This window comes from Flavobacterium sp. FlaQc-47 (assembly GCF_044006475.1).
Taxonomy (GTDB): Bacteria; Bacteroidota; Bacteroidia; order Flavobacteriales; family Flavobacteriaceae; genus Flavobacterium.
In genome coordinates, this window is record NZ_JBIPCQ010000001.1 from 1,051,334 (window position 1) to 1,076,430 (window position 25,097).

Below are 25,097 nucleotides of genomic sequence, written 5' to 3' on the forward strand. Positions count from 1 at the left end.
CATACGTCATGAGATCAATTTGGACAGGATCAATTAGTTTTGGGTTAATTAATATTCCCATTAAAATATTTTCTGCCGTGCAGGAAAGTAGTATTGACATGGATATGCTGGATGAAAAAGATCATGCCAACATCAAGTTTAAAAGAGTAAACGAAAACACCGGTAAAGAGGTCGCTTTCGCCAATATTGTAAAAGGCTATAAAATCGACGATAAGTATGTGATTCTGGAAGATGCTGATTTTGAAGCTGCCGATGCTGAAAAAACAAAGACAATTGCCATTCAGAGTTTTGCTTTAGAAAAAGAAATCAATAGTATTTACTACGAACAACCGTATTATCTTGAACCTGATAAAGGTGCTATGAATGCGTATGCTTTGCTTAGAGATGCGCTTGAAGCCTCCGGAAAAGTAGGAGTGACAAGTTTTGTTTTGAGAAACAAGGAAAGTCTGGCGATTTTAAAACCGTATAAAAATGTGATTTTGTTAAACAGAATCAGATTTGATCAGGAAATCAGAGATCCAAATGAATTAAAACTTCCTGCAGCATCTAAAAAAGCAACGAAAGAAATGGATATGGCCGAAAAATTAATCGATCAACTGACTGAAAAATTTGACATCAGCGCCTATAAAGACGAATATACCGCGAAGCTTTTGCAGATTATTAAAAATAAATCGAAAGGCAAAAAACAAGCGGCACCAAAATTAAAAGTCGTTCACAAACAAAGCGACGACTTAATGGCAATGTTAAAAGCAAGTCTGGATAAGAAGAAATCTTCTTAATCCAGACATTTGCTTTCCAGCTTTTGCAATATCTTTTTAATATTAGCACCTTTTCCTAAAACAGGCTGCCATAAATCTCCTTTTTTCTCAAAGCGTTTCATCACATTTTTAATAGTGAATTGTGACGGATGCAATTTTGAATTTACTTCCTCCCATTCTAATGGCGTTGAAACGGTTGCGCCCGGTTTTGGTCTCACAGAATAAGGTGCTGCGAGCGTTTGTCCGCGTCGGTTTTGCAGGTAATCGATATAGATTTTATGGTTTCTTTTCTTGATACTTCGTTCTAAAGAAGTGGTTTCAGGCAAACGCGATTGAATTTCCGTAGCTAATAATTCCCCGAAAATCTTAATTGAATCGTAATCATATTTAGCTCCAAGCGGAATATAAACATGCAATCCCGTTGCGCCGGAAGTTTTGCAATAGCACTCTGTTTCAAGTTCGTCAAGAACTTCTTTTACCGTTAAAGCTGTTTTTACAACCTCGGCAAAATCATCTTTTTCAGGATCAATATCAATTACCAGCCAATCCGGATTTTCAACATGTTTGATAGTCGAATTCCACGGATTCATTTCAATACAGCCTAAATTTGCCATATAAAGCAAAGTGGGTTTATCGTTGCAAATCAGATAATCTAAATATTCATCATTCGATTCCGAAAAAACTTTTTTGGTTTTAAGCCAGGTCGGAACCTTGTCGACATCAACATCTTTTTGATAAAAACTAGGACCATTGATTCCGTTAGGAAAACGGTTCATAGATTGCGGACGATCCTTTAGATACGGCAAAATCAAATCGGCAACTTCATTGTAATATTGCACAATTTCGCCTTTTGTAATGTTATCGTCCGGAAAATAAACCTTGTTTTGATTGGTAAGATGCAAAGTGGTTTTCCCGATTTTTAAATCATAATCATTTTCCATTTTATTTTTTGGTTTTTCAGTGATAGTATTGTCTTTTCCAGCTTTCTGCGGCTCGTCTTTCATCTCTTTTCTTGCCTCTTTTTGAGTCTCTTTTTTAAAATCTTTCCCAGTATCTTCTTTCATCTCTCTTCTTGCTTCTTTTTTAGGCTCTTTACCCGAAGTTTCCATTTTAATATTCGAAGGCACAAAAACTTCCGAAGCCTTTTTATCTACTCTTAAGCCCAGATATACCGGATGTCTTAAATGTTTATCATTCGTCCACTCAGAGTATTTTACCTGACAGACTAATTTTGGTTTTACCCATTGAATTTCATCCCTAATATTGATTTTTTCGCTAAGCGGAGATTCGCTGACAAACAAAGGTTCCAGTTTTGCATACAATTCCTTAAGCGTTGCGTCATTAAAACCCGTTCCGCATTTGCCTATAAACTGAAGGCGTTTGCCATAATATTGCCCAAGCAAAATGGCGCCAAAATATTTTCTGGAATTCTTAGGTTGGGTAACGCCAATGATAATTGCTTCTTCAGCATTTGAAATTTTGATTTTAAGCCAGTCGTTGCTTCTTCTGTCAGGCGAATAAATACTGTCGGCTTTTTTAGCAATTATCCCTTCAGCTTTATTTTTTATCGCGAGTTCAAATTGTTCAATCCCTTTTTCTACAGTATGTTCCGAATAAAAAACATTGGTAAAATCATATTTATTGAACAGGATTTTAAGCAATTCCTTTCTTTCCAGCAAAGACAAATCCGTTATACTATTTCCGTCTAAATTTAAAAGGTCAAAAACATAATATTTTAAAGTTCCTAATCCCGTTTTAATATAGTTTTGAAGTAACTGAAAATTCGCTTTTCCGTTTTCATCTTCCACGACAACTTCGCCATCTAAAACCGCGACGTGATCTATTTTTTTGAGTTCATCAGCAATGGGTTTAAAATTAGAATTAAAAGAGAGTTGATTTCTGCTAAACAATTGTACATCAGTAGGATTTATTACAGAAACGGCACGATATCCGTCGTATTTATTTTCGAAAACCCAATCTGAATCATCAAAAGGTTCTTCTTTTATATTGGCCAGCATTGGTTTTATAAAAGTAGCGGCTTCAATGACGGAAGACTTTCTTTTTTTTGAAGGTTTTTTTTCTTCATGTTCCTCTTCTGTTTTTTCTGCTGATTTTTCTGCTGATTTTTGCTTTGTTTTTTCTGCTGCTTTTTTAGCATTCTTTTCCAGTTCTTCCAATGATCGTTCAGATATAATCGATTTATCTTTTTTCAGAATATCAGTTTCAGCTGCTTCAGAATCTTGTTTTTTGATCAATAACCAGGCATTTTCCTGTTTGCCTTTTAGTTTTATCAACGAGAATTCTCCTTTCAGTTTTTTTCCTTTTAGAATAAAACTTAAATGTCCTTTTTTAAGATCTGCCAATAATTTTTTCTCCGCATTTTCGGCAGGTTCATCAGGCGTATACGTTCCGTTGTCCCAAACAATAACATTTCCGGCGCCATAATTTCCTTCCGGAATTGTGCCTTCAAAATCTTTATAGCTGTAAGGATGATCTTCTACCATCATGGCCAGTCGTTTATCATCCGGGTTCATTGACGGACCTTTTGGAACTGCCCAGCTTTTGAGAACTCCATCCATTTCAAGCCTAAAATCATAATGCAAATGTGACGCGGCGTGTTTTTGCACGACAAAAATCAAATTACTGGCTGATTTCTCCACTTTTCCTTTGGGTTCTTTGGTTTGTTTAAAATCTCTTTTCTGATTGTATTTAGACAGTGACATACGCTTTTGCAAGTATTAAAATGGTTAATGAAAGGTGGTATACAACGGTTGCAACGAGACCGAAAATGATATGGGCGAGGAGCAACTGAAAATAATAGCCTTTGAAATCAATTTGCGGTTGATGATTACTTAATTTAAACATGATCATCCAGCCCAAAATACCTATTATCCCGCTGACAAAACCCAATAAAAAACCGCTTAAAAACGAAATTGGCAGTATATTATTTACCCATAAATAGTAATAGGCAAATACAAACAAAAGACCGATGAAATAATGCAGTAACCAGGCTAAAATGGCTTTTGGTTTAGGTCGTACTTCAATATTTAATTTTGTGAGCATAAAGGTGAGTAAAACAGGCTCTTTGTACAATTCCCGAAAGCTCTCTGATGCCGCATAACTAAATAATGTCATGGCTGATGTTGCTGCAATTGAAACTAACAGAAGCTGTATAAAAATATAAATATCCATAAGTAGTTGTATTTAATAGCTTTATAATTTGTAGATAGGGTTAGTGTAAAATAAAATAAACCATTGCCGCAGCGAATGGTTTATTTTATAAAGCATAGCGCTTAAAACTTTCTGGGATTATTTACGGGATCTTTTTCTTCAAGATCCTGATCAATATCGTATTCCTGATCCAGTTCATCTCTTGAATTATCACTGGCTAAACTCTCCGGTTCACGATCATTTTCGTCATAATCCTCAACAAGATCATCGTCTAAATCAGTTTCGTCCAGATCATCATCTTCATCCCAATCCTGATCTTCATCAAGATCATCATCTTCTTCAAAAGTATCACGATCCAAAGCATTGGATAATTCATCGTCTAAATCCTCTTCCTCTTCCTGGGCAGTGAAATCTTCATCGTCATTTAGAATCTGATCATCATCAGAATATCCTTCGTCAATACTTTTTTGATATTCATCTACATAGCTTTCGTTATTGCTTTGATTTGCAGCATAAATATCATTTTCTTTTTTATCTGAGTTTTGACGAATATCATCTTCGGGATGATAAAAATTACGGTCTTCCCGACCGTAATTCTCGTTGTTGTTTCCTGTTATCATATGTAATGATTTAAAGATTTACTTCTTGTTTCCTGTCGTTTTTTTAGTGTCAGCAGACTTTGACGTACTTTTTGCCGTACTAGTTTTTTTGTCTGATGATTTTGCACCTGTAGTGCTGCCGTTTTTTTGGTTTGAAGTGTTCATAATAGTAGATATAAAATTAGTAAATAGTAAAGTAATCTTTCGACTCATATAATTGAATGCTAAAAGATTAAGTTAAAATTAGTGGGAACATACCTTATTTAATTATAAAATTTAAACGAGTACTTATATAATTAACAGCATATTAGTTTTTTGTAGTAGATAGAAGGAATTATTAGCCCACGGGTTTTACGGATTTGAACTGGTTTGCACAGGTTTATATTTATTTTTTGAACTTAATTGCTGAATTTTTTTGCGCTTCGATAGTTATCGGCTTCACGAAACTATATGAATTAGATTATTTTCATTCCGGAGAGCAAGAATTTCATTAGAGTAGGGGCGTATAGATAAGTGACAATCTTTGTCGAGTTACAAGTGTGATCCTTCCTTCGTCAGGATTACAATAATGAGAATTAAACCTGTGTACACCAGTTTAAATCCGTAAAACCCGTGGGGCAATAAATTAAACCCAAACAATAAATATTAACATTTAAATATTTCCTAATGAAAATTATATAAACGCAACTGAAGATTTTGTAAGTGGTTTTTGGCTAAAATTTAAAATATTTACATAGGATTTTGTGGGTCTAAAGCGCACATTATGAATAGGAATTTAAAATGATTAACCATGAATATAAAAGGACCCATTGTAGTAATAGAGAACAAACAGGAAGACCGGAAGTTATTTATTGAAATATTTTTGGAATTAAACTACGCGAATCCTATTATTTATTTTAATACAGCCGAAACAGCCTGCCATTATATGATGCGCCATCAAATAAAGCCGTTTCTGGTTTTCTCTGACATCGTTTTGCTTAATGTTGTAAATTATAAAGTGATGGAAATGAATACTGATAATAACGGAGTAGGAACGCTGTTCAATTGTCCGTATTTGTTTTTTACAACACTTTTTGAACAAAGTTTTGTAATTGATCCGTATTCTTTGCCAACACACAGTTATTTTGTAAGGCCTTATGATTATACAAAATTTAAAGACGTTATAAAAACCGTAATTGATTATTGGAACAAACCTGAATCAATTGCCCAATATAACAAAATAGAGATTAAGGCGATTAAAATTGAAGAGTAAAAAAAAAGATACCAAACGGTATCTTTTTTTTTGATTAGACAGGAAGATAAATATAAAAGCTGGTGCCTTCATTAATTCTGCTTTCTACTTTTATAAATCCTTCATGATTTAATACAATTTTCTTGACTAAGGTTAGTCCTAAACCACTGCCATGATATTTGTCGTTATTGTGCAATCTGTAAAACGGATCGAATATTTTTGATGCATATTGCTGGTCAAAGCCAATGCCGTTGTCAATAATACAAATTTTTACATAATTGAGGTCTTTGTTTCCGCCAACTTCAATTATTTCATCCTGAGACGGTTGCTGCGTTTCTATTTTGATTTCAGGAATTACGCCTTCTCTTGTATATTTTATCGCATTTAAAATCAGATTGTTAAAGAGCTGTTGCATCTGATGCGGTATTACCTTTAATTGCGGAAAAGGTGAAACTGTAATAACAGCGTTTTTTTCCACAATAGTCTCTTTTATTTCTCCAATAGTTTTTTTCAAAAGGAGATTCAGATCTGTTTTTTTGAATTCTTTTTCTATAAGATTAATACGTGAATAATTAATAAGGTCAGTAATCAGCTGACTCATATTGATAACTGCAAATAACATACGTTCCAGATTGTGTTTACTGGTTTCGGATATATTATCAGTTTCATTTTCAATGATTCGCTTGCAAAACATATGAATTTTGCGAAGAGGTTCCTGTAAATCATGGCTTGCAGCAGCACTAAATGTTTCTAATTGCTCGTTGTGCATTTCAAGCTCTGTATTTTTTATGGTAAGTAAATGGTTAGCCGCAATTATTTCGGTAATGTCTTCGATCGCCAGTAAAATCATTCCCGCTGGTTTAGCATCAATAATTTTTCGTGCATTAACGATCATGATTTTTTTACCAATTCCTTTACAGGTAGTATCTACTTTAAGACCTTCTATAGATGTTTTTTCCCCCTTCATTTTGGTAATCAACTCCCTGAATTCGGGAATTTCCCATTGGCAATCACCAATTTCGAATAAGGAATAACCTTCCGTTTCTTTTTCTGTAGTTTCAAAATATTTATAGAAAGCGGGATTAGCACTTTTGACAAAAAAGTCACTATCGATGATTAATAAAGGTTCGCGGATGGTTTTAAAAATCGATTCAGAGTAGTTTCTCACCGAAATCAATTGTTCCTGACGATCCAGTAATTCATCGTTTACGCACATTAATTCCTCATTATTAGACTGAAGTTCTTCTGTTGATGTTTCCAGTTCCTCATTCATAGCCTGCAATTCTTCACTGCTGCTTAATAATTCTTCATTTGTGGTTTGTAATTCTTCAAAAGCTGTTTGCTGTTCTTCGGTAACACGTTTTATGTCTTCGCGTAGCTGAGCTAACTCTTTTTCAAGTTCTTCAATACGAAGCTGATCTGTTTTTTTTCGTTTTAATTTAAGGTCCTGATCTACATCCGGAAGTGGCTTTTTATAAAAAAGAACCATAAGATGTTCGTCATCATTTGGAATAGAAACTACTTCAAACGAAGCGAGATAAGACTGGTCATTAACCGTTATATTATCTTTTATTACGTTTTTATTATCTTTTTTGACTTTTAAAATTGCATTGCGAAGTTCAAAACTTATCCCTTCGCGCGCCATTTTCAAAATATTAAAATTTGGTTTTCCCGGAGATGGCAATAAAAAAGAACTCGTATCGCCATGAAAATGAACAATTTCAAGATGGTCGTTTATAATGACACTTGCAGGCGTATATTTTAGAAATAAAATATCTGTTGCAATTTTTCTGAAATCAGTTTCAGGCATTTTTTTATTTTGAAGTTCGCTTCTTTCCCGCGAATTAATATTAGCTGGCTTGAATGCTTCAGGCACATAACGAGCTGCAGCAAACTTGCGGGTATATATTTTTATTTGTTTCCCTAACGGATCAAATAAATTGGGTGCGGTGACAATGGTTTCTGATTTACCCAGAAATAATATTCCTTTTTCCTTAAGGGAATAATGAAAGGAACCCAAAACTTTATTCTGTAAGAACGGATCAAAATAAATCAGTACATTTCTGCACGATACAAGGTCCATTCTTGCAAAAGGCGGGTCTTTGATAAAGTTATGTACCGCAAAAATACACATGTCGCGAATCACTTTATTGATGTGATAATGTCCATCGCGTTTTGTAAAATAATTTTGAAGTCTTGACGGAGAAACGTGTTGGATATCCTGAGCCGAATAAATGGCTGTTCGTGCCTGCGTAATACATTTTTCAGAAAGATCCGAAGCAAAAATCTGAACTTTTATATCCTTATTATTTTTTTCGACAAGATATTCATGAATGCTGATGGCCAGAGAATACGCTTCCTCACCGGTGGCACATCCCGGAACCCAGACACGCAAATTATTGTTTACTGTATTTTGAATTAATTGCGGAAAAATAGTGCCTGGCAGAGAATCAAAAAATTTGGTGTCACGAAAAAAGTACGTAACCGGAATCAGGAAATCATTGAACAAAGCTTCTTGTTCTGCTTTATCATTTCGTAATAAATTATAATAATCCTGAAGTGATTCCTTGCGAACAACGACCATTCTTCGGGCAATCCTTCTTCTGATAGTGGGTTGTTTGTAATGACGGAAATCATTTCCTGTTCTTAAAAAAACAAGATTAAGGATTTGCTGCAAAGTTTCTTCGTCACTTTTAGGAATTTCATCTTCCTCAGTATAAGCGTAATTGGCGGTGTAACTTTGATGAATTTTTAATAATTGTTCTGCAATATCTTCAGGTGCGAGTACAAAATCAGCAACATCTGCATCAATCGCACTTTGTGGCATTCCCTTAAAAGCTGCTGTCTCAGGATCCTGCGCGATAGTTGCGCCGCCTAATTCCTTTATTTTTTTTAAGCCAAACGTTCCGTCAAAAGCAGTTCCGGATAAAATTACTCCAATAGCAAATGTGGTATGAATTTTCGCCAATGAATCAAAAAAGATGTCTATTGTGGCATTTTTTCGTTCGGCACGGGTTTTTGTGTGTAATTTCAGCACTCCGTCTTCGGCAATTAAATTGTTATTCTCCGGAATCACATATATATTATCAGGAGCAAGATTAATATCGTTGACAATTTCGTGAACAGGAATTTCAGTATGCTGGGATAATATTTCGGTTAAATTACTGGAATGGTCCGGAGATAAATGTTGTACAATTACATACGCCATTCCCGAATTGATGGGAATTTGCTGAAGTAATTTTTTGAAAGCATCTAATCCTCCGGCGGAAGCTCCAATGCCGACTACGGGAAAATCCTGTTTTGTTTTTTCTGGCTGTTTTGTTTCAGGAAGTTTCATTTTTATTATTTATTTGATCAAAGATAAGAAGTCTTTCTATTATAAAAAGTAAGCTGTTATTAAAAATGGAAATATTGTAAGAATTGATTACGAAAAATGTAATCTTTTGTTTTGGATGTTTTTAAAATTTGTGATATATCAATTTATAAAAATGTTTTAATTACTTAAAAATCAATATCATGAAAAATTTATTTGTAACAATGGCAATGATTGGGATCGTAAGTTTTGCCACCGCGCAGGAAACTCCTAAATCAAAAAAAACTAAAACACAATCAGATACGATAGTAAATAATCGTACCACTAAAACTGAAAAAAAATCAACGACTCATAAGTCAGAAACAAACAAAACAAATCCTACGAGTACGAAAAAAAGTACCACTACAACAACTCGCAAGGATACCGTTTCGCATCATTCAACAACTCCAAATTAATACTTTGGAAAGTATACGTTGTTCTATTGCTGATAAAAGACCTGTAAACCAGGTCTTTTTTTAAATCAGGGATCTTATAAGATTTTTTAATGAGCTAAAATCATTAGGTTTAATATAATAATCAATGGCACCTAAAAGTTTTATCTGATTTTTTATTTCGGTAGTTATCGAAGTCGAAAATATTATAATAGGTATATGACTAATATTTTCTTTTTTTTTGATTTCGGCCAATAATTCGATTCCGGTCATAATAGGCATATTGATATCAAGAAAAATAAGGTCAGGACGAATTTCTTGATTTATAAGTTGCTGTAAAGCTTGTATTGGGTTATGAATGGCAGTATACGCCGCATTAGAAACTTCTTCAAGGGCTTCTGAAAAGAAATCACAATCATCATAATCATCATCGATTTGTAATATATTTTTATATTTCATGATTGTAAATTATGGTATTATTTGGTTTGATTATTATTGTTAAGGGATATTGATTATGTAATAGCAATTTTTGAAATAATTAAAGTCTTAATAAATGTATTGGTAGGAAAAAGGGAGAGGAGTTCGAGAGTAATTTCTATCATAGTTATTTGATTATAAGGTGTTAAAAAAAAATGTTATGACGAATAGGATTTTTTATAAAAAAATGTACAAAAATTAATACATTTAGTTTCGATTTTTTTATAAATGTAGAGTCATGAATAATCATAGTTTTACATAATTACTTTTTGATGTTACATAATTCCCATGTAGAAATTATAGCAAAATTTTCTTGAATTATAAGCAGAGATACAAACTTAACTAATTTTTAAAATTTTGACTTAAGAGTTACCACTTTTTCAAATCTGCCATGGTGACTAATAGAAACGTCAGGAAGTATATTTGATGAGGAAGATGTTAAATAAGGAATACCATTATTGTCTTTAATAATGTGTTTTCTATCTATTTCAATGACATTATTTAAATTGTCTAAAGATTTTAAAGCAATTGTATGAAGAGTTTCGGGAGAAATAATTGTTTTTGTATAGTAAATATTTTCGGCACAATTTACTGTACCAATGCTATAATCGTCATTTTGCGATAGGATAGTACAAATTAATTTATGAGGAATATAAGCTCTGATTTTAGTTTGTCGGTTATAAATTTTATACGCCGCTTCTTTCATGCTCCAAAGCAGCCAGACCATTATTTCAGGATCTGGTGCATTTGAAATCAATAGTTGTTCCTGACTTGTAAAGATTTTTTGGAGATAACCTTTCCGTTGCCAATTGCTTTCCTTGCGGGATTGTATGATATCTATGATATCATTCCCAATCATTTTGCGGCAAGTTTTGTTTCTATAATTTCTACCGCAGTTTTTACATCCAGCATACGTTCCATATCCGTATTATCAATTACAACATCAAAAGCTTCCTCGATATCCAGTACAATATCTACCAGATTAGCAGAGTTGATACTTAAATCGTTAATAAAATCCGTGTCTTCAGTAAGATTATCGTAAGCTTCAGTATTTGTTGTGTAAGGCTTTATAATTACTTTTAACTGAGCAATAAGTTCTTCTTTGTTCATATAATTATTTTTGAAATTTTTTAAAAATGATACAGGCATTTACATCGCCAAAACCAAAACTTGCTTTGGCAATAATATCCGGGTTATTATTAATTGTTTTTAAAGGCACTTTTAACGGATCAATTAGCGCAGTAATTTCAGGATGAAGATCGGCGCAGTTGGTGTTGCCAAATATAAAACCTTCATGAAGCTGTAAAACCGCAGCCACACTTTCAATACTTCCGGCAGCACTGAGGCAATGTCCCGTCATACTTTTTAAGGAGTTGATATAGGGGAAATCAGCACCGGATCGTCCCAATGCTTTTGTCCAGTTTTCGATTTCAAGGCCGTCTTTTGTCGTTGCTGTTAAATGTCCGTTTATCGCGTCAATTTGATTTGCGGTAATTCCTGCGTTGTTGATTGCTCCCGTAATACAACGCTGAACGGCAGTGCTGTTGGGTGCGGTCATACTTCCGTTTCCTCTTTGTCCTCCTGAGTTTACATTTCCGCCTAATATTTCGGCATAAATAGTGGCTCCTCGTTCTAAGGCGGTTTCTAACTCTTCGATAATCAAGGCTCCGGCACCGCTTCCGGGAACAAATCCCGCTGCAGAAGCGCTCATAGGTCGTGATCCTTGTTCCGGATTGTCGTTGTATTTTGAACTGCAAACACGCAAAGCATCAAATCCAGCCCAGATGTAAGGTCCGCTATCACCCGTGCTTCCTGCTAAAATTCGTTTTGCGTGTCCGGATTGTATGCGGTCAAAAGCCATCATAATAGCTTCGGTTCCTGTTGTGCAGGCTGATGAATTTGTAGTAACCTGATTTCCAAGTCCCAGTTTTCCGCCAAGATACGCACTTACGCCACTATTCATGGTTTGTGCCACAACAGTGCTTCCAAGTCGGCGGACTTGTAATTCATCGATCTTATAAATGCTTTCGCGAAATTTATCGATTCCGGATGTTCCGGATCCAAAAATAGTACCACTGTCCCAATCCGGATTTTCATTATTTTCTATAGATAATCCTGCATTTTTCCACGCTTCGATTCCGGCAATAACGCCATATAAAATTCCGGTGCTGTTAAAACCGCGTAATTCAAGTTCTGTAAAATATTGTGATTTAATTGCATCAGATATTTGAGGCTGACCCGCAATCTGACAGGAAAATTGTAATTCCTGCAACTGTGCATCATGTCTGATTCCTGATTCGCCATTTTTTAAGGCTTTTGTAAACGCAGCAATTCCAACTCCGTTTGGAGCCGCTACGCCTAAACCTGTTATGACAACTCGTTTTTTCATAGTTTATTTGTAATCATACCCGCCAAAATGCCTTTGCAGACTTCTTGTCCGGCTTCGTTTGTCATAATTACATCACACTTTAATTTTCCAAACCTGAAAAATGATTTTTGAGATGTTACCGTTACTTTTTCATTAGGATAAACGGGTTTTAAAAACTGCATATCTGCGGATGTAAAAGCAATTACGGTTTCTTTATTAAATTTATCTCCAAGCAAATAAATCCCAAGGCAAACCATGCCAATCTGCGCCATGGTTTCGGTAAGGATTACGCCGGGAGTTACAGGATTGTCTTTAAAATGTCCTTTATAAAAATCAAGATCTTCCTTAAAAGTAAATGTTCCGCTCACGCTGTTTTCATCTGCATGCAACAATTCATCTACAAATAAAAAAGGTTTGCTGTAAGGCAATTGTGCTATAATATTGGTCAGTTCCATAATTTGTTTTCTTAACCAGTTGGTTTCTTAGTAAATATGTTGTTGTAATAAATTTAAAAATAGTTCACATACAATTCGCTTTTAAGTAAACGCTGATAAAACGGATTTACTTTGTAAAGACGCGGATTTTATATGCAAATAATTCAATTCAATAGATTTTTCTAAATAATTACCATTGTAATAAAACCCGTTGCGCCGAAAATCCCGGTCCAAAACTAAGCATCAGTCCTCTTTCGCCAGTTTTTGGATTTTCATCCATAATACTTTCCAAAACATATAAAACTGTGGCGCTCGACATATTGCCATATTGTTTGAGGACTTCTTTTGTGGCATCAATGTTTTTTCCTAATCCTGAAAAAAGTGCTTCGACTGTGTTAACAATCTTCTTTCCGCCGGGATGAAAAATCATATGATCGATATCCTTAATTTCTAAATTATTTTTTTTGAGAAAAGGGTGAATAATATCTCCAAAATGTGACGCAATTGTATCCGGAACCTCAATATCCAACACCATTTGCAAACCCGAATTGGTGAGTTTAAATCCCATCATATGTTCTGCATCATAAAAGTGATACATTTCCTCATTTATAATTTCCGGACCATGATCGTCTTCATACGATGATAACAGACAACACGCTGCTCCATCACCAAAAATTGCTGCGCTGACAATATTAGGCATCGAAAAATCATTAAGCTGAAATGTTGCCGTAGGAGATTCAACCGCAATTACCGCAGCACGTTTCCCGGGATTTGCTTTCAGGAAATTCTTCGCATATATAATACCTGATATTCCGGCGGCACATCCCATTTCGGTTACAGGCAAACGAACAATATCTTGTCGCAATTTCATTTTATTGATGAGATAAGCGTCTAAGGACGGAATCATAATTCCGGTACAGCTTACAGTAATTATATAATCAAGCGATTGCGGATCCCAGTCTGATTTTTTAAGTGCTTTTTCCAGTACTTGTTCGCCTAAAATAATCACTTCCCGACTATAAATATCGTTTTTATCTTCAAATGATGTGGCTGTAAAAACTTCGGCAGGATCCATGATAGAGTAGCGTTTGTCTACGGCGGCGCCTTCAAAAATCTTTTTTACTTTTTTAATAAAGCGTTCATCCTGTTCGTGAAGCCATCCTTCCAGCATTGGGAGAATATCAGCCGTTTCACGTGAATATTGTGGGAGTTGCTTTGCAACCGTTATAATTTTTACACTCATTTTTTAGCAATTATCCACTGGTAGCGAAAAGCCCATTTCCAGTTTATGGTATAGTTTTTAAAATTCAGTTTTTTTGAGAAGCTCTCTAATTCATTTTTCTTAAATCCTCTTAAAATAGAAACCAATCCGTCTTCACGCGACATTCTGTTTAAATTGAAAATAATACCAATCATTTTAAAAAGCCTGTATGCTAATTTACTGCGATGCAAGTCGTTAATTACAATCCCAATAGCAGCATTGTTATTAAAGATAGTAATTATATTTAATATTTCATCATTAGTAAAATGATGTAATGTTAGCGTGCATAAAACAATATCGTATTTTACAAGGGTAAAATCTTCACTAAAAATATCCACGCATACATATTCAATATTAGGATATTCGGTTGATAATGTTTTGGCATAATTTATTGTAAACTCATTCGCATCAACGCCTGTAAGTTTAAAATTCAAGTCATTTTTTTTACCATAATTTGCCAGCATTCGCAACATATCGCCATTGCCACAGCCAATGTCTGCAATTACAATTGTTTGTTGGGAATCTGTTTTTTTTAATAACGTTTTGATGCCGTGAAGCGTAAGTTTGTTGCCACCCAATAACTGATTAATACTGGCAATTTTGTCTAATGCATCTTGTAATTCTTTCCCTTCAAGAGAAAAATCATCCATTATCTCCGTTTCCTGTGTTCTGTATTTTGTGCTTAATGCCATTTAATTGATTGCTATAGGTTTGCCGTGTGTTTGTTTGATTATTCCGGGTAATATCCCCGGAAATGAAGCTACAACAGCAAAAAGTACATTAGTAATGGTTTTATGAGTCAGGATTTTCGCGAGAATTCTGCCCATAAATAATCTTTTTCCAAAATGGAAATTCCATTGTTGGATATAATTTTTTTCTAATAATGCGCGCGAGATTTTTTTATCCGAGTAATAATCCAGGATTAATTCTGATGCTATTTTGGCACTGTGAATCGCCATTGCCATTCCGTTACCACAAAGCGGATGAATAAGTCCAGCAGTGTCGCCAATCATTAAAATGTGATTTTCGACAGGCTGTTTTTTATCAAAAGAAATTTGACTGATCGTAATGGGTTTATCAAAAAGAAGCGTACTATTTTCAAAAACAGTTTTAAGATGTTTGTTTTTATACAATACATTCAACTGATACTCCTCAATGTTTTTGTATTGTTTAAAAGTGGCGTAATCTGCGAGATAACAAATATTGATACTATTATTTTCTACTTTAGATACACCGCAATAACCGCCTTTAAAATTGTGTAATGCGACAAGATTAGTATCAAAATCACCTGAATAATGGGCTTTTACAGCCAGCCAGGGTGATTTTTTAGTGATAAAATTTCGCTCTAAAACCTGATCGATATTAGATCGTTTGCCAAAAGCGCCCAGTACTATTTTTGCCGATAAATTTTGGTCAGGAGTTGTAACGGTAAACATATCGTCAATAAAAGAAACATCAGTAACGTTTTCCTGAATCACAGTGCAATTGTGAGCGAGTGCTTTTTGGTATAAAAAATTATCGAGTTCGTATCGGCTTACGCCAAAGCCACCTAACGGAAGTTTTGCAGTAGCAGTTTTTCCATTATTTGATGTAAACTCAAAATTAGAGATATTGACAGGGTTTAATTCCGAAACATCGACGCCAAGCCAAAGCAAATAGGGGAGAATCTCATTCGAAATATATTCTCCGCAGACTTTATGCCGCGGATATCCGGATTTCTCGATCAGGATTACTTTTAATCCTTTTTGAGACAGATGTATTGCCGAAGTCAGACCCGCAAGTCCGCCGCCAATAATAATTACATCTGTTTGTTTTTCCATATTACCAATTTAAGGATTAAATCTTAAATATAATAACGATGGAGGTTTTATGTTTATTTTTTGATTTTGGAAAAAAAATGGAAGTGCCATTATGGAATAAACCGGAAATTATTTTCTCTTACGTGGCGGACTTACCGATCTGCCTTTATGTTTTCCGGGATTCCATTCTTTATCAGCAGCAACTTCTTTTCCTCTTCCTCCGCGCACATAATCTTTATAATCTTCGCGAAGATTGTGTGCCTGGTCAGCTTCCTGGATTTCTTTGGCAGTCTTAAATTTTTTGAGACTGTTTTTTGCATAAGGAGGTTGCGCGCCGTAATTCATGGAATACGCAATTCCGGTTTTAAGTGCGTTAACAGGATCTTTTTCGGCTAAAACCAATTGTGCTCTGTCGCGGTCAAAACTGCCATGCGCCATTCCACGGCTTCCATAAGTTTGAGTATTCACAGATGTTGGGTGCTGAAACTGCGAACCCGGAACGTGATGTCCCATATGTGATGTAGGGAAACGGGCATAGTCAGAAAGACTAACGACATCTTCGGCAGCGTCAAATTCACCTTGTTGGTGAAGGGTATGAGCGTGTGCAAGCGTTACGGCAGTACTCATCATTTCATCCATCGCTTTATGTCCGTGAAAAAAGCGGTTGAATTTTTTAGGATCAACAACACCGCTTTTTCCGAACATTTGTTGTGCTTTTTTAGAATTAACAGGATGTCGTTTGCCAAGAAGTTTGATTTTTCTGATTCCGTTTAGTGCTTTTGCACGATCAGTTCCTTTTCCCGATTTTATTTTTGTAGCTGGCTGAAAGTTCTTTACTCTTTGAACAACTTCCTGACCTTGCAGGAGTGCTGATTTAAGAGGAGTAGAAATTACAGTATTATTAAGAGCCATTTTTCTTTGTATAACAGACTTTGGACGATTATCCACCAAAGCTACTGCGTGTTGAGCTGTTAAAGAAGTTTTGGGTAAACTAGCCGGTACAGATTCGAAAAGTTTTTTAGTTGTATTTTTTTCGTGGGAGTACATAAAATGTTTTTTTTATATCATTAACATTCAAAAAGGGTTTGTTAGAAAATATAATGCTTTTTTACTATTTTCTATTCTTTATGTTCCTCTTCAGCATCTGAAGCTTCTGACTCAGATGATTCCCCATTTTTCAGAAAAAAATCATGTGCCAATTGACCGGATCCGTCTTTATTAGATGTCTTATGAACATTGAATCTACGTGGGGTACGGGCTGGGAGATGACGATGAGCTCTAGGTACTGATACTTCAATATCGTTTCCACCATTAGCATTTGTACTTTCTACGGTAGCATTTCCTTCAGTTAACTGCGCATGTGCGTGATCCATTACCGCTTGGCTTCCTTCACTAAATTTGCTTGCTTTCGCGCCTTTAATGTGTTTTGGAGGGATTCGAAATGCTGCGGATTTTAATCCGTAAGGACACACAGCAATACCTGCGTGCTGTGGATGGTTGTGTTGGCATAGCTGAACAACTTTTTCATTTGAATCCAGTTGTTTGAGCTGAACAACAGAATGTAAACGATTATCCTTCAACTGTATTGCAGCATTTTTATCACTTTTATGATTGGCCGCAGTTTGAGTCGTATTTTCCGAAGATTTTTTTTGATAGGAATTCATTGCTCTAATTTATAAGTTATTTATCCTTTTTTTTCTTAGCGTTTCTGACATTTGCATAAAATCCGGTTTTCTTTTCAACGTTTACTGCTGCGGCAAAACCTTTCTGGTGCTGATCGCCACCAGCTCCTGATTTTTGATAACCGCCCCTGTTGTGAGATCCGCCTACAATATTTGCATCCTTGACTTTTTTGGATTTTGAAGCATGTTTCGGTCCTGTATAATGTTTACAACTTGGTGCATGGCTATTATTTTGATGGCAGCTTCCGCAAATCATCAGTTGATACACACCGGAACTACTTACATCACTATTTTTATTGTCATTTTTACTGGTATTACAACTTCCACATCCACAACCTGCATTATGCGCTTTGCCGTTTTCTTTTCGTTGTACGGTCATGGCTTTTGCGCCCATGACATCAGCTTCTTTTTCTAAACCTTTATCATCATTTACATTTACTTTACCCTTCATTTGCAAAGTAGGTTTTACCCGTCCTTGTTTTTGTTGCACAACATGCCAGGCTTCATGCGGTAAATGTTTTTCCTGACCGCTTGCAATATGAATATCAGTTCCCTGTGCATAGGCGTGAGCCTGAAGTTGTGCAGGTTTTCCTGAATTGTAATGTACTTTGACATCATCCATAGAATGACCTGAAATATTTTCTAATCCTGATTTTAGATTTTCGGGCAAACCGGTGTTATTTGCTTTTTTTTGCAGAACAGAAGCAGATCGATTATCCTGAAGTTCTTTTGCTTTATTTTGAATAATTTTACTACTCAGATTATTAGCTGCCGCCTGAGTTTTTAAGCTTTTTTTATTATCATAAGAATTTTCCATAAGTCTGATTGATTTGTTTTATAAAAATGAAACTCGAGAGATTACAATTCCCTCTGTACTTTGACTTATATTCCAGTTGATTTAACTCGACTGAATAAAATTTGCAAAAGCATTACTGTCGCCGTTAAAAACATCATAATCATTCAGCTGTCCGTTTAGTTTATAACTTTGTGATTGTTGCCAGATGGTCCAGTTATTCCAGACGTTAGGTATTTTTAGTGTGGGATTATAATTGGCAATCCATAAACTATAATCTGCAAAAGCGGGATCGGTTAAATACGCATTTGCGGTATTATTATCTGTATAAATAAGCGGTTTTCGTCCTGTTTTTTGTTCTAAAAGCGTTAAAAAGTTCAACAGATTCGGCTGAATACTGGCTTTATTCACACCAGCATCAATACTGGTTTCTTCAAAGTCTACAATAGGAGGAAAGTCCGTTGCCGAAAATGTTCCCATAACGCCTAAGTAATTGGCCACTTGTTTCGCGGGATCATCATTGCAATGATAAAAATGATACGCACCGCGAACATATCCTTTTGCCTGAATTGCCGGCCAGTTGGTTTTAAAACTCGAATCTGTATACGTAATTCCTTCTGTAGCTTTACAGATGATGAAAGTAAGTTTGTCGACTTGCTTGTTAAGGAAATTGATTTCATTACCCTGATACCTTGAAATATCAATACCAAATACGCTGAAATTATCAGCTGCTGTTGTCGTTGTGCCCATTTTTTATGTTGGTTTGTTGTTAGATAATATGTTATATGTGATATGTTAGATGTGAGATGTTAGATGTGAGATGTGAGATGTGAGATGCAAGATGCAAACTGAAAACTCAAACTGCGACTGCGACTGAAAACTGTGACTGCGACTGAAAACTGTGACTAAAAACTGAAAACTAAAATTAAAGAAACTGAACAGGTCCAACAGCGCCCGAATAATCAATAACGGAACAAAAAGGATGATTTTTAAGCATCGATTTTAGATTTTCAAGCTCCGGATTAAAATAGGGAAGTGTAACTTTTTCCCCTGTTAAAAGAGCAGTCAGATAATTATTATTTAACGGATGAATTTTAAATAAAGACCCGCGAACTGCATAAAAAACATCTTCGTCATCAACCACAAATGCCATTTCATATTTATTCATTTTTAATTGCTGCGGATTTATTTTCAGTAAAAAAGTAATATGAATTTCCAGCTTTTCTATCGCTGCATGTATGGATTTTTCGTGAGTTTTGGCAATTAAATACAGATTGTCTTTTGTAATTAAATACCCGTTTACAATGAGTTCATGTTTTTTTATGCAATGATTTAAAGCCATTGCAATAATTGTATTGACATAATTAAAATCGAAATGTTTTTTCCATTCCCCAATTTCCAATTCTGCTTTATGATCATATAAATGCTTTTTTGTAACCAAATCCGGAGTTAAGTTTGCAATTTTTTTCATAGTGAGATCAGTTCATTTGTGAAACACTCAGCGTTTTGTTTTCCTTTTTGAATTCACGCCTAATCCCTTCTAAAAGATCCTCGTAACTTGCCATTGTTTCATTTTTCTGGATCGCTATTAAGGCGCAATATCTTAAAATATTGATAATCGCACCTCCGGCGAGTTCATAATTTTCGGCAATACTCTCAAGATCAATATCAGGATTCAGTTTGCATTTTCCGGAGAAAGCTTTTTGCCACAATTGAATTCTTTCCTCAGCGGTTGGCATGGTGAAATGGATCATCGACTGAAACCTTCTTGAAAAAGCCTCGTCCATGTTTTCTTTTAAATTCGAAGCCAGAATAACCACTCCGGGAAAATCCTCAATTCTTTGTAATAAATAACCCGTTTGCTGATTCGCGTGCCTGTCATTTGATGATGATGCTGTAGTTCTTTTTCCGAAAAGCGCATCCGCTTCATCAAAAAATAAAATCCAGTCCTTATGTTGCGCAACATCAAATATTTTAGAAAGATTTTTTTCGGTTTCACCAATATATTTTGACACAATCATAGAAAGATCAACTCTGTAAACTTCCCTGTTCGTGCTTTTTCCTAATAAAGAAGCGGTAAGTGTTTTACCCGTTCCCGGCGGTCCGTAAAAAAGTGTTCGATATCCGGGTTTAATCTTGCTTTCAAGACCCCAGTCTTTCATTAGCGTTTCTCCATAATTAAGCCAGGCGTTGATTTCCATCACTTGTTGCATCACCTGATCTTCCAGAACCAAATCTGACCAGTTTAAATTTGTCGAAATTTGTTGTGCCGGAAACGAAACACTATGTTCCAGTTTAGGCAAATTTCCGGTAATGAAATAATGTAACCAGCGTTCATTAATGGACAGAATCTGGTTTAAAACCGGAACATTTGATTCTGTACTTTCCAGCGTCAAAACCTGTTCTTTCGATAATATATTAGCAGGATGCAGCACATTCAGCATTTCGATTCGTAACTCCGGATTTACCGCTGTAATCAAAAATGAAAAGGTTTGCCCTGTAGGCAAAAATCCGCTGTGGTTTTTATTGATTACACCGCCAAATTCAGTAAAACCCCGATCGTACATTGCATTTTTACTAAAAAAAATATCCAGGACTTCAGGTTTTATCTGAGGCGCAATAATCAACGCAAGGCAAAGTCTTTCGTAGAGATTCAGATTCCATTCGTCCAGTTTTTTATAATAAACGCTATCTTTAGTTTCCTCATCTGCTTCCGGTAACGGAATATCCTGCCATTGATTTTCATGACCTTCCTGAAGCAAATAGCTGCAAATAACCTGATCGATTACCTTTTGTAACCAATCCATTTCATTATACAAAACAAGGATTTCCTGATTAGTCTCCATAACTTGCAAATAGTTTTTCAACATCATCTAAATTCGCATCGGTCCATTTAAAATACAGCAAAGCCGTATTTGGATTAAGTTCATTTGATTGCAGCATATCCAGAAAATAACCCTGCGCATTTTGCATGATTATTTGCGAATTATAATCGATATCATTGTGAAAATTCGAATTAAAAAGAGTATTCACCCATTCACCGCCATTAGTTTCTTTATTGATAAAATCACTTATAAAATAAGCGAGTTTATCCTCCTGAACCGCTAGTTTTTTAGCCTTAAAATAAGCAGGTTTTCTTTTGGTTTCACGATGGTAATATTCAATATCCTTAGACTGGATTGTTTTTGTGTTCTGATCTCCAAAAAGATCAACCAATCCAAAGTTTTCTGTATCACTTGCCAATTCCAGTTCGGCATTTTCTGCACCTGCAATCGCTAAAGTGGTACTGTTTGCCGTTGCACTTTCCGTAACAATGTACAATTCCCGAAAGGCAAATAAAGTCTGTGTCATCTTTATAATCAATTGCTGCTGAATATCGTTCCAGTTATTAATTTTAATCGATTCAGGTTCTTCAGCCCTAAAAATAAAACTGCCATTATGGGCAAACGAAAGTATCTGCTTGCTAAATTCAAACTGACCTTCCATTGAATTATTTCCGTATCCTCTTCCTGAATAGGGTTTTGAAATTCCTTCGCTAAAATTCCAGTTCGAAGCGTTCAGCGTAATAATATCAGTTAAATCCACCTCATGCTGAGGTACAATAGTATTGCGATATACGTTTCCTAACAGCACTATTTCACCATTTTTAATTTGGAAATAATCGCCCGGAAAAAGATTTTTATTCAAAGGTTTAGTTGGTATAAAACCTCCTGTTTTTAAATAAAACTGTCTGTAAAAATTTTTATAAGTATGATCCATAGCAATAAAAGTACGAGATTAATGTCCGCTGAAATACTTCAGCGGACACTTTAATTTTTACGAAGCCAAAGCCGCCGCATTTGCTGCCGCTAAACCGGATTGTAACGAATTAAGTTTGATCTGAGCCTTATTTAAATTCGTGGTCGCAATATTCAGTTGTCTTGTAGTTTCGTCGTTTGCAAAATTGGCTTTTTCATAGGCTATTTGCGTTTCTTTGTACGCATTATACAGCAATCCTCTGATCGAAGTTTTTGAAACCGGATGAATTGACAATGGCGTATCAATCGATTTTTCATCTGTTAAATTCAGGTAAAGTTTATTTGCCTGTCTGTATTCCAGCGTAATTGCCGCTTCAGATTCTAAAATCGAAGCTTCTGCCGCCAAGGTAGATTTTAAGGCAATCAAAGTAAGCGCAACAGCATTATTTGCATCTGTTCCCGCTGTATTTATTCTGGTGATTAAATCATCAGAAATCAACGGATTCAAGGCTTTTTTTCTAATGACAAGATTTGATAATTTATTGATTATTTCTACCGAATAAATCAGTTTATTGATTAAATCACTCACACTTGAAGCTACTTCAATCGCATCATCGTTTGAAATAGTCATTTTGCTGAAAGCATTTTTTGAATTATACGCTAAATCATAAGCGTTTTGAACCACCTGATCAATCAGGTTTTTATTGCTCAAAGCATGCGTACGATTCGCATCGGCAGTTAATAAATATCCCTGGTATTTTGATGCTTTTTCGGTAAGTGATGTTACAATAACCTGTTGTTGCTGCACATCTGCCTGAGCGTCAATTACCTGATTTTTCAATACATCCAGTTCAGATTTTTTCTTTTCGGTAATTCCGTATCTTTTCAATTTTGGACCGGAATGTAATATTTGAGTTTCCATATCTTTTAGTATTAGTTAGTTGGTATAGTTTCTTTTTCATTTGCCGAATACGAAAATGGCGTTGTATTTTCCCAGTCCGAAAGGCTGTTGGTATATTTGCTTTTGCTAATTTCATTGCCACTGTAGAAAGATAAAATGACAGGAATATATTTTTTTTGTTCCATTAGCGGATTCCCGAAATTATCCGTTGTTGTCGAGTCAATCAACGCTTCAAATGTCCAGTTATCAGATCCTAAAAGAGCTTTATCCGGTTGAGCAACAGTATAATTTCCGGCAGGAACATTTTCGGCAAGATTTAAATTGAAGAAAAAAGCTTTATCATTTTTAACCGGTTTTGGACTGTTTTTTTCGATTTTATCTTTTTCAGCATTTAGTTTTTTCAGCAGTTCTGCAGCGTTGGCAAGTTTTGCTTTGGCTTCGTTCAAAGCCTCTTTAAAATTGCTGTTTTTTTGTTTCGCCACATCAGATTCTGCCGTGTTTTTAGCATCGGTTTTAGGAGCTTTAGAAGTTTCAGCAGTCAACTGCGTAATGCCGCTGTTTAGATTTTCAATTTCTTCTTTTAAAAATTTAACTTCCTCTTCAACCGTTAGGATTTCTTCGTCAACCTCAGTTGTTTCTATTTTATATTCCAGACTGTTTAATTCAGCATTTGTCAGGAAATCATCCGGATAAGGCAAAAGCAGGCATCTGTAATTTACCTCAGAAATTTTTATTTTCTCTTCTTTTTCAACCGTAAAATTAATCGTGGTAATAGGCACATTTTTATGATCGTGAAGCTTGTTTTTATCCGTTGAAGCATCAGAAACTTTAGGCGGTTTGATTTTTTCTGCCTGATTTAAAGTGTGAGTTAATGTAAATGTTTCAGAAGGAGCAGAGAGATATTCATCAAACGTATTGATCTCTTTTTTATAGTTTTCGGAAAAAATAATTAATAAAAAAGCAACATAACTTTCCCCCAAAGACAACGGTTCATTATCTGAATCCAGCAACTCGTTTAAACCTACCGAAACAGTAACTTTATTCGAAGTATTTGAATCCTGAAGCACCGAAATTCGCTTAAATTGCGATGGATTATTCAATAAATCTTCGGCTGTTGAAACATTGAAAAATGATTTTTTGCTGTCCTTCACCACTATAATATTATAGTTCTGAACCGGTTTTTCCAGTCCCAGATTTGGCGTTTCGGGACCTCTGTCTTTAACAGAAAACGGACTTTTATAATAATCAAACGAAACGGTGAAACTGCCTTTTTCTGATGAATCAAATGGTTTTGGCACCTTAACTTCTAAATTCTGATTGAATTTGGCGTTGTTAATTTTATAGGCTTTTTTCGAAGCTTCATACGCTACTTTGCTGCATTTTATGGCACCTTCGGCACTTCTGGTCGCCATGCTTGATTGTGCTTTAGTAGCATTATCGGCGGTTAATATTGCCGTAATTGTATTTAAATCAGCTGTTGTAACCTGCAATAAATTATTTACAGAGGTGTTGGTTAATTTAGCTCCGTCTGCAATCGTAGCCGATGCCACTTCTGCAATTGACGCCGACGCTTCCATCGCATGTTGGGAAGTTTCCTCAGCATGATACGCCGTTTTGTTGATTAAATTATACGCTTCAAGACCTTGTTGATAAATTTGAGTTCCGTAATCTGCTGCATTAATAATACTGTAAATACTGCCTATATCACTCGCCAGACGCACAATTGAATTCGATGCAATTTGAAGATTTGATGCACAAACAGCCATATTGTTTACGGATTGTGTGGTGTATGTTTTTTGCTGATTTGCAGTAAGTAAAAGATTGTCAGACATGTTTTTATTCACCACCATAACATTATTGATGTGCTGATTGTCCTGGTACATTTTTGTCGTACTATCCAGTTTTTCCTGTGCCACAATTTCTGCGCCTTCGGCATAATAAAGCGTAAACATGGAGGAATCCAACTGCGCACTCAATTGTTTTTTAGTCATTTCCTGACTTTCTAATGAAGACAATACACTAGAATGTAGATTTTCATTGTAGCTGTTCATAATAGTTTTTTTTAGTTGATTAATTTAAATAGTATTTGATATTTCCCGCTTTGTAATTTTATTCTAACACATAGAAACATAGATTTTCATA

Annotated in this window: 25 protein-coding genes; 3 read left to right on the forward strand and 22 right to left on the reverse strand. The window is 35.3% G+C overall.

The genetic code is table 11. The annotated features are described in order from the left end of the window. Window positions 1-8 precede the first annotated feature (8 nt). Window positions 9-779 carry a Ku protein gene (locus ACHRVX_RS04380; RefSeq protein WP_395329603.1) on the forward strand — a complete coding sequence of 257 codons (771 nt, stop codon included), beginning with the start codon at window positions 9-11 and terminating at the stop codon, window positions 777-779. Here the strand turns inward: ACHRVX_RS04380 and ligD are convergent. The 4 genes from ligD to ACHRVX_RS04400 form a co-directional block, all read right to left on the reverse strand. Further along, window positions 776-3,481 (reverse strand): DNA ligase D, encoded by a 2,706-nt coding sequence (gene ligD, locus ACHRVX_RS04385; protein ID WP_395329605.1) that lies wholly within the window; start codon window positions 3,479-3,481, stop codon window positions 776-778. The two genes, ACHRVX_RS04380 and ligD, sit on opposite strands and share 4 nt — an antisense overlap. After that, a complete protein-coding gene (locus ACHRVX_RS04390; protein WP_395329607.1) occupies window positions 3,468-3,950 on the reverse strand; it encodes a hypothetical protein in 483 nt (160 codons plus the stop codon). Before ACHRVX_RS04390 ends, ligD begins: the two co-directional genes overlap by 14 nt. A 101-nt stretch (window positions 3,951-4,051) precedes the next feature. Further along, window positions 4,052-4,549, reverse strand: coding sequence for a hypothetical protein (locus ACHRVX_RS04395; RefSeq protein WP_395329609.1), 498 nt, complete (start codon window positions 4,547-4,549; stop codon window positions 4,052-4,054). 18 nt (window positions 4,550-4,567) lie between these two features. Next, complete coding sequence (locus ACHRVX_RS04400) at window positions 4,568-4,693, reverse strand: hypothetical protein (protein WP_395329610.1); 126 nt, start codon at window positions 4,691-4,693, stop codon at window positions 4,568-4,570. A 625-nt stretch (window positions 4,694-5,318) separates the two neighbouring features. Here ACHRVX_RS04400 and ACHRVX_RS04405 point away from each other — a divergent pair. Further along, complete coding sequence (locus tag ACHRVX_RS04405; RefSeq protein ID WP_395329612.1) at window positions 5,319-5,780, forward strand: hypothetical protein; 462 nt, start codon at window positions 5,319-5,321, stop codon at window positions 5,778-5,780. A gap of 34 nt (window positions 5,781-5,814) precedes the next feature. Here ACHRVX_RS04405 and ACHRVX_RS04410 read toward each other — a convergent pair whose 3' ends face one another. Beyond that, window positions 5,815-9,096: a CheR family methyltransferase gene (locus tag ACHRVX_RS04410; protein ID WP_395329614.1), complete on the reverse strand. Its 3,282-nt coding sequence runs from the start codon at window positions 9,094-9,096 to the stop codon at window positions 5,815-5,817. 179 nt (window positions 9,097-9,275) lie between these two features. On the opposite strand from ACHRVX_RS04410, the gene ACHRVX_RS04415 reads away from it, so the two are divergent. Then, window positions 9,276-9,527, forward strand: coding sequence for a hypothetical protein (locus ACHRVX_RS04415; protein WP_395329616.1), 252 nt, complete (start codon window positions 9,276-9,278; stop codon window positions 9,525-9,527). A 60-nt stretch (window positions 9,528-9,587) separates the two neighbouring features. Here the strand turns inward: ACHRVX_RS04415 and ACHRVX_RS04420 are convergent, their stop codons facing one another. From ACHRVX_RS04420 to ACHRVX_RS04500, 17 genes are all read right to left on the reverse strand, one after another. Next, window positions 9,588-9,962, reverse strand: coding sequence for a response regulator (locus tag ACHRVX_RS04420; RefSeq protein ID WP_395329618.1), 375 nt, complete (start codon window positions 9,960-9,962; stop codon window positions 9,588-9,590). 367 nt (window positions 9,963-10,329) lie between these two features. Beyond that, a complete protein-coding gene (locus ACHRVX_RS04425) occupies window positions 10,330-10,839 on the reverse strand; it encodes a 4'-phosphopantetheinyl transferase superfamily protein (protein WP_395329620.1) in 510 nt (169 codons plus the stop codon). After that, window positions 10,836-11,090 (reverse strand): acyl carrier protein, encoded by a 255-nt coding sequence (locus ACHRVX_RS04430; RefSeq protein ID WP_395329622.1) that lies wholly within the window; start codon window positions 11,088-11,090, stop codon window positions 10,836-10,838. Before ACHRVX_RS04430 ends, ACHRVX_RS04425 begins: the two co-directional genes overlap by 4 nt. 4 nt (window positions 11,091-11,094) lie before the next feature. Continuing rightward, window positions 11,095-12,369: a beta-ketoacyl-[acyl-carrier-protein] synthase family protein gene (locus ACHRVX_RS04435; protein WP_395329624.1), complete on the reverse strand. Its 1,275-nt coding sequence runs from the start codon at window positions 12,367-12,369 to the stop codon at window positions 11,095-11,097. Continuing rightward, complete coding sequence (locus ACHRVX_RS04440) at window positions 12,366-12,803, reverse strand: 3-hydroxyacyl-ACP dehydratase FabZ family protein (protein ID WP_395329626.1); 438 nt, start codon at window positions 12,801-12,803, stop codon at window positions 12,366-12,368. Before ACHRVX_RS04440 ends, ACHRVX_RS04435 begins: the two co-directional genes overlap by 4 nt. A gap of 169 nt (window positions 12,804-12,972) precedes the next feature. Further along, window positions 12,973-14,025: a type III polyketide synthase gene (locus tag ACHRVX_RS04445; RefSeq protein WP_395329627.1), complete on the reverse strand. Its 1,053-nt coding sequence runs from the start codon at window positions 14,023-14,025 to the stop codon at window positions 12,973-12,975. After that, complete coding sequence (locus ACHRVX_RS04450) at window positions 14,022-14,735, reverse strand: methyltransferase domain-containing protein (protein WP_395329629.1); 714 nt, start codon at window positions 14,733-14,735, stop codon at window positions 14,022-14,024. Before ACHRVX_RS04450 ends, ACHRVX_RS04445 begins: the two co-directional genes overlap by 4 nt. Beyond that, window positions 14,736-15,863 (reverse strand): NAD(P)/FAD-dependent oxidoreductase, encoded by a 1,128-nt coding sequence (locus tag ACHRVX_RS04455; protein WP_395329631.1) that lies wholly within the window; start codon window positions 15,861-15,863, stop codon window positions 14,736-14,738. It lies immediately after the preceding gene. A gap of 108 nt (window positions 15,864-15,971) precedes the next feature. Continuing rightward, the gene (locus ACHRVX_RS04460; RefSeq protein WP_395329633.1) at window positions 15,972-16,889 is read right to left on the reverse strand and encodes a hypothetical protein; all 918 of its coding nucleotides are present in this window, start codon (window positions 16,887-16,889) and stop codon (window positions 15,972-15,974) included. Between the two features lie 71 nt (window positions 16,890-16,960). Beyond that, on the reverse strand, window positions 16,961-17,506 hold the full coding sequence (locus tag ACHRVX_RS04465) for a hypothetical protein (protein WP_395329635.1): 546 nt from the start codon (window positions 17,504-17,506) through the stop codon (window positions 16,961-16,963). A 16-nt stretch (window positions 17,507-17,522) separates the two neighbouring features. Next, window positions 17,523-18,341 (reverse strand): DUF4157 domain-containing protein, encoded by an 819-nt coding sequence (locus ACHRVX_RS04470; RefSeq protein ID WP_395329637.1) that lies wholly within the window; start codon window positions 18,339-18,341, stop codon window positions 17,523-17,525. Between the two features lie 81 nt (window positions 18,342-18,422). After that, window positions 18,423-19,067 carry a GH25 family lysozyme gene (locus tag ACHRVX_RS04475; protein ID WP_395329639.1) on the reverse strand — a complete coding sequence of 215 codons (645 nt, stop codon included), beginning with the start codon at window positions 19,065-19,067 and terminating at the stop codon, window positions 18,423-18,425. A gap of 175 nt (window positions 19,068-19,242) precedes the next feature. After that, complete coding sequence (locus ACHRVX_RS04480) at window positions 19,243-19,788, reverse strand: hypothetical protein (protein ID WP_395329641.1); 546 nt, start codon at window positions 19,786-19,788, stop codon at window positions 19,243-19,245. A 7-nt stretch (window positions 19,789-19,795) separates the two neighbouring features. Further along, window positions 19,796-21,163 carry an ATP-binding protein gene (locus tag ACHRVX_RS04485; protein ID WP_395329643.1) on the reverse strand — a complete coding sequence of 456 codons (1,368 nt, stop codon included), beginning with the start codon at window positions 21,161-21,163 and terminating at the stop codon, window positions 19,796-19,798. Continuing rightward, window positions 21,153-22,076: a hypothetical protein gene (locus ACHRVX_RS04490; RefSeq protein WP_395329645.1), complete on the reverse strand. Its 924-nt coding sequence runs from the start codon at window positions 22,074-22,076 to the stop codon at window positions 21,153-21,155. The genes ACHRVX_RS04485 and ACHRVX_RS04490 overlap by 11 nt, the downstream gene beginning before the upstream one ends. Before the next feature lie 57 nt (window positions 22,077-22,133). Further along, a complete protein-coding gene (locus ACHRVX_RS04495) occupies window positions 22,134-22,976 on the reverse strand; it encodes a hypothetical protein (RefSeq protein WP_395329647.1) in 843 nt (280 codons plus the stop codon). An 11-nt stretch (window positions 22,977-22,987) separates the two neighbouring features. After that, window positions 22,988-25,006, reverse strand: a complete 2,019-nt coding sequence (locus ACHRVX_RS04500) for a hypothetical protein (RefSeq protein WP_395329649.1) — start codon at window positions 25,004-25,006, stop codon at window positions 22,988-22,990. Window positions 25,007-25,097: the final 91 nt, after the last annotated feature.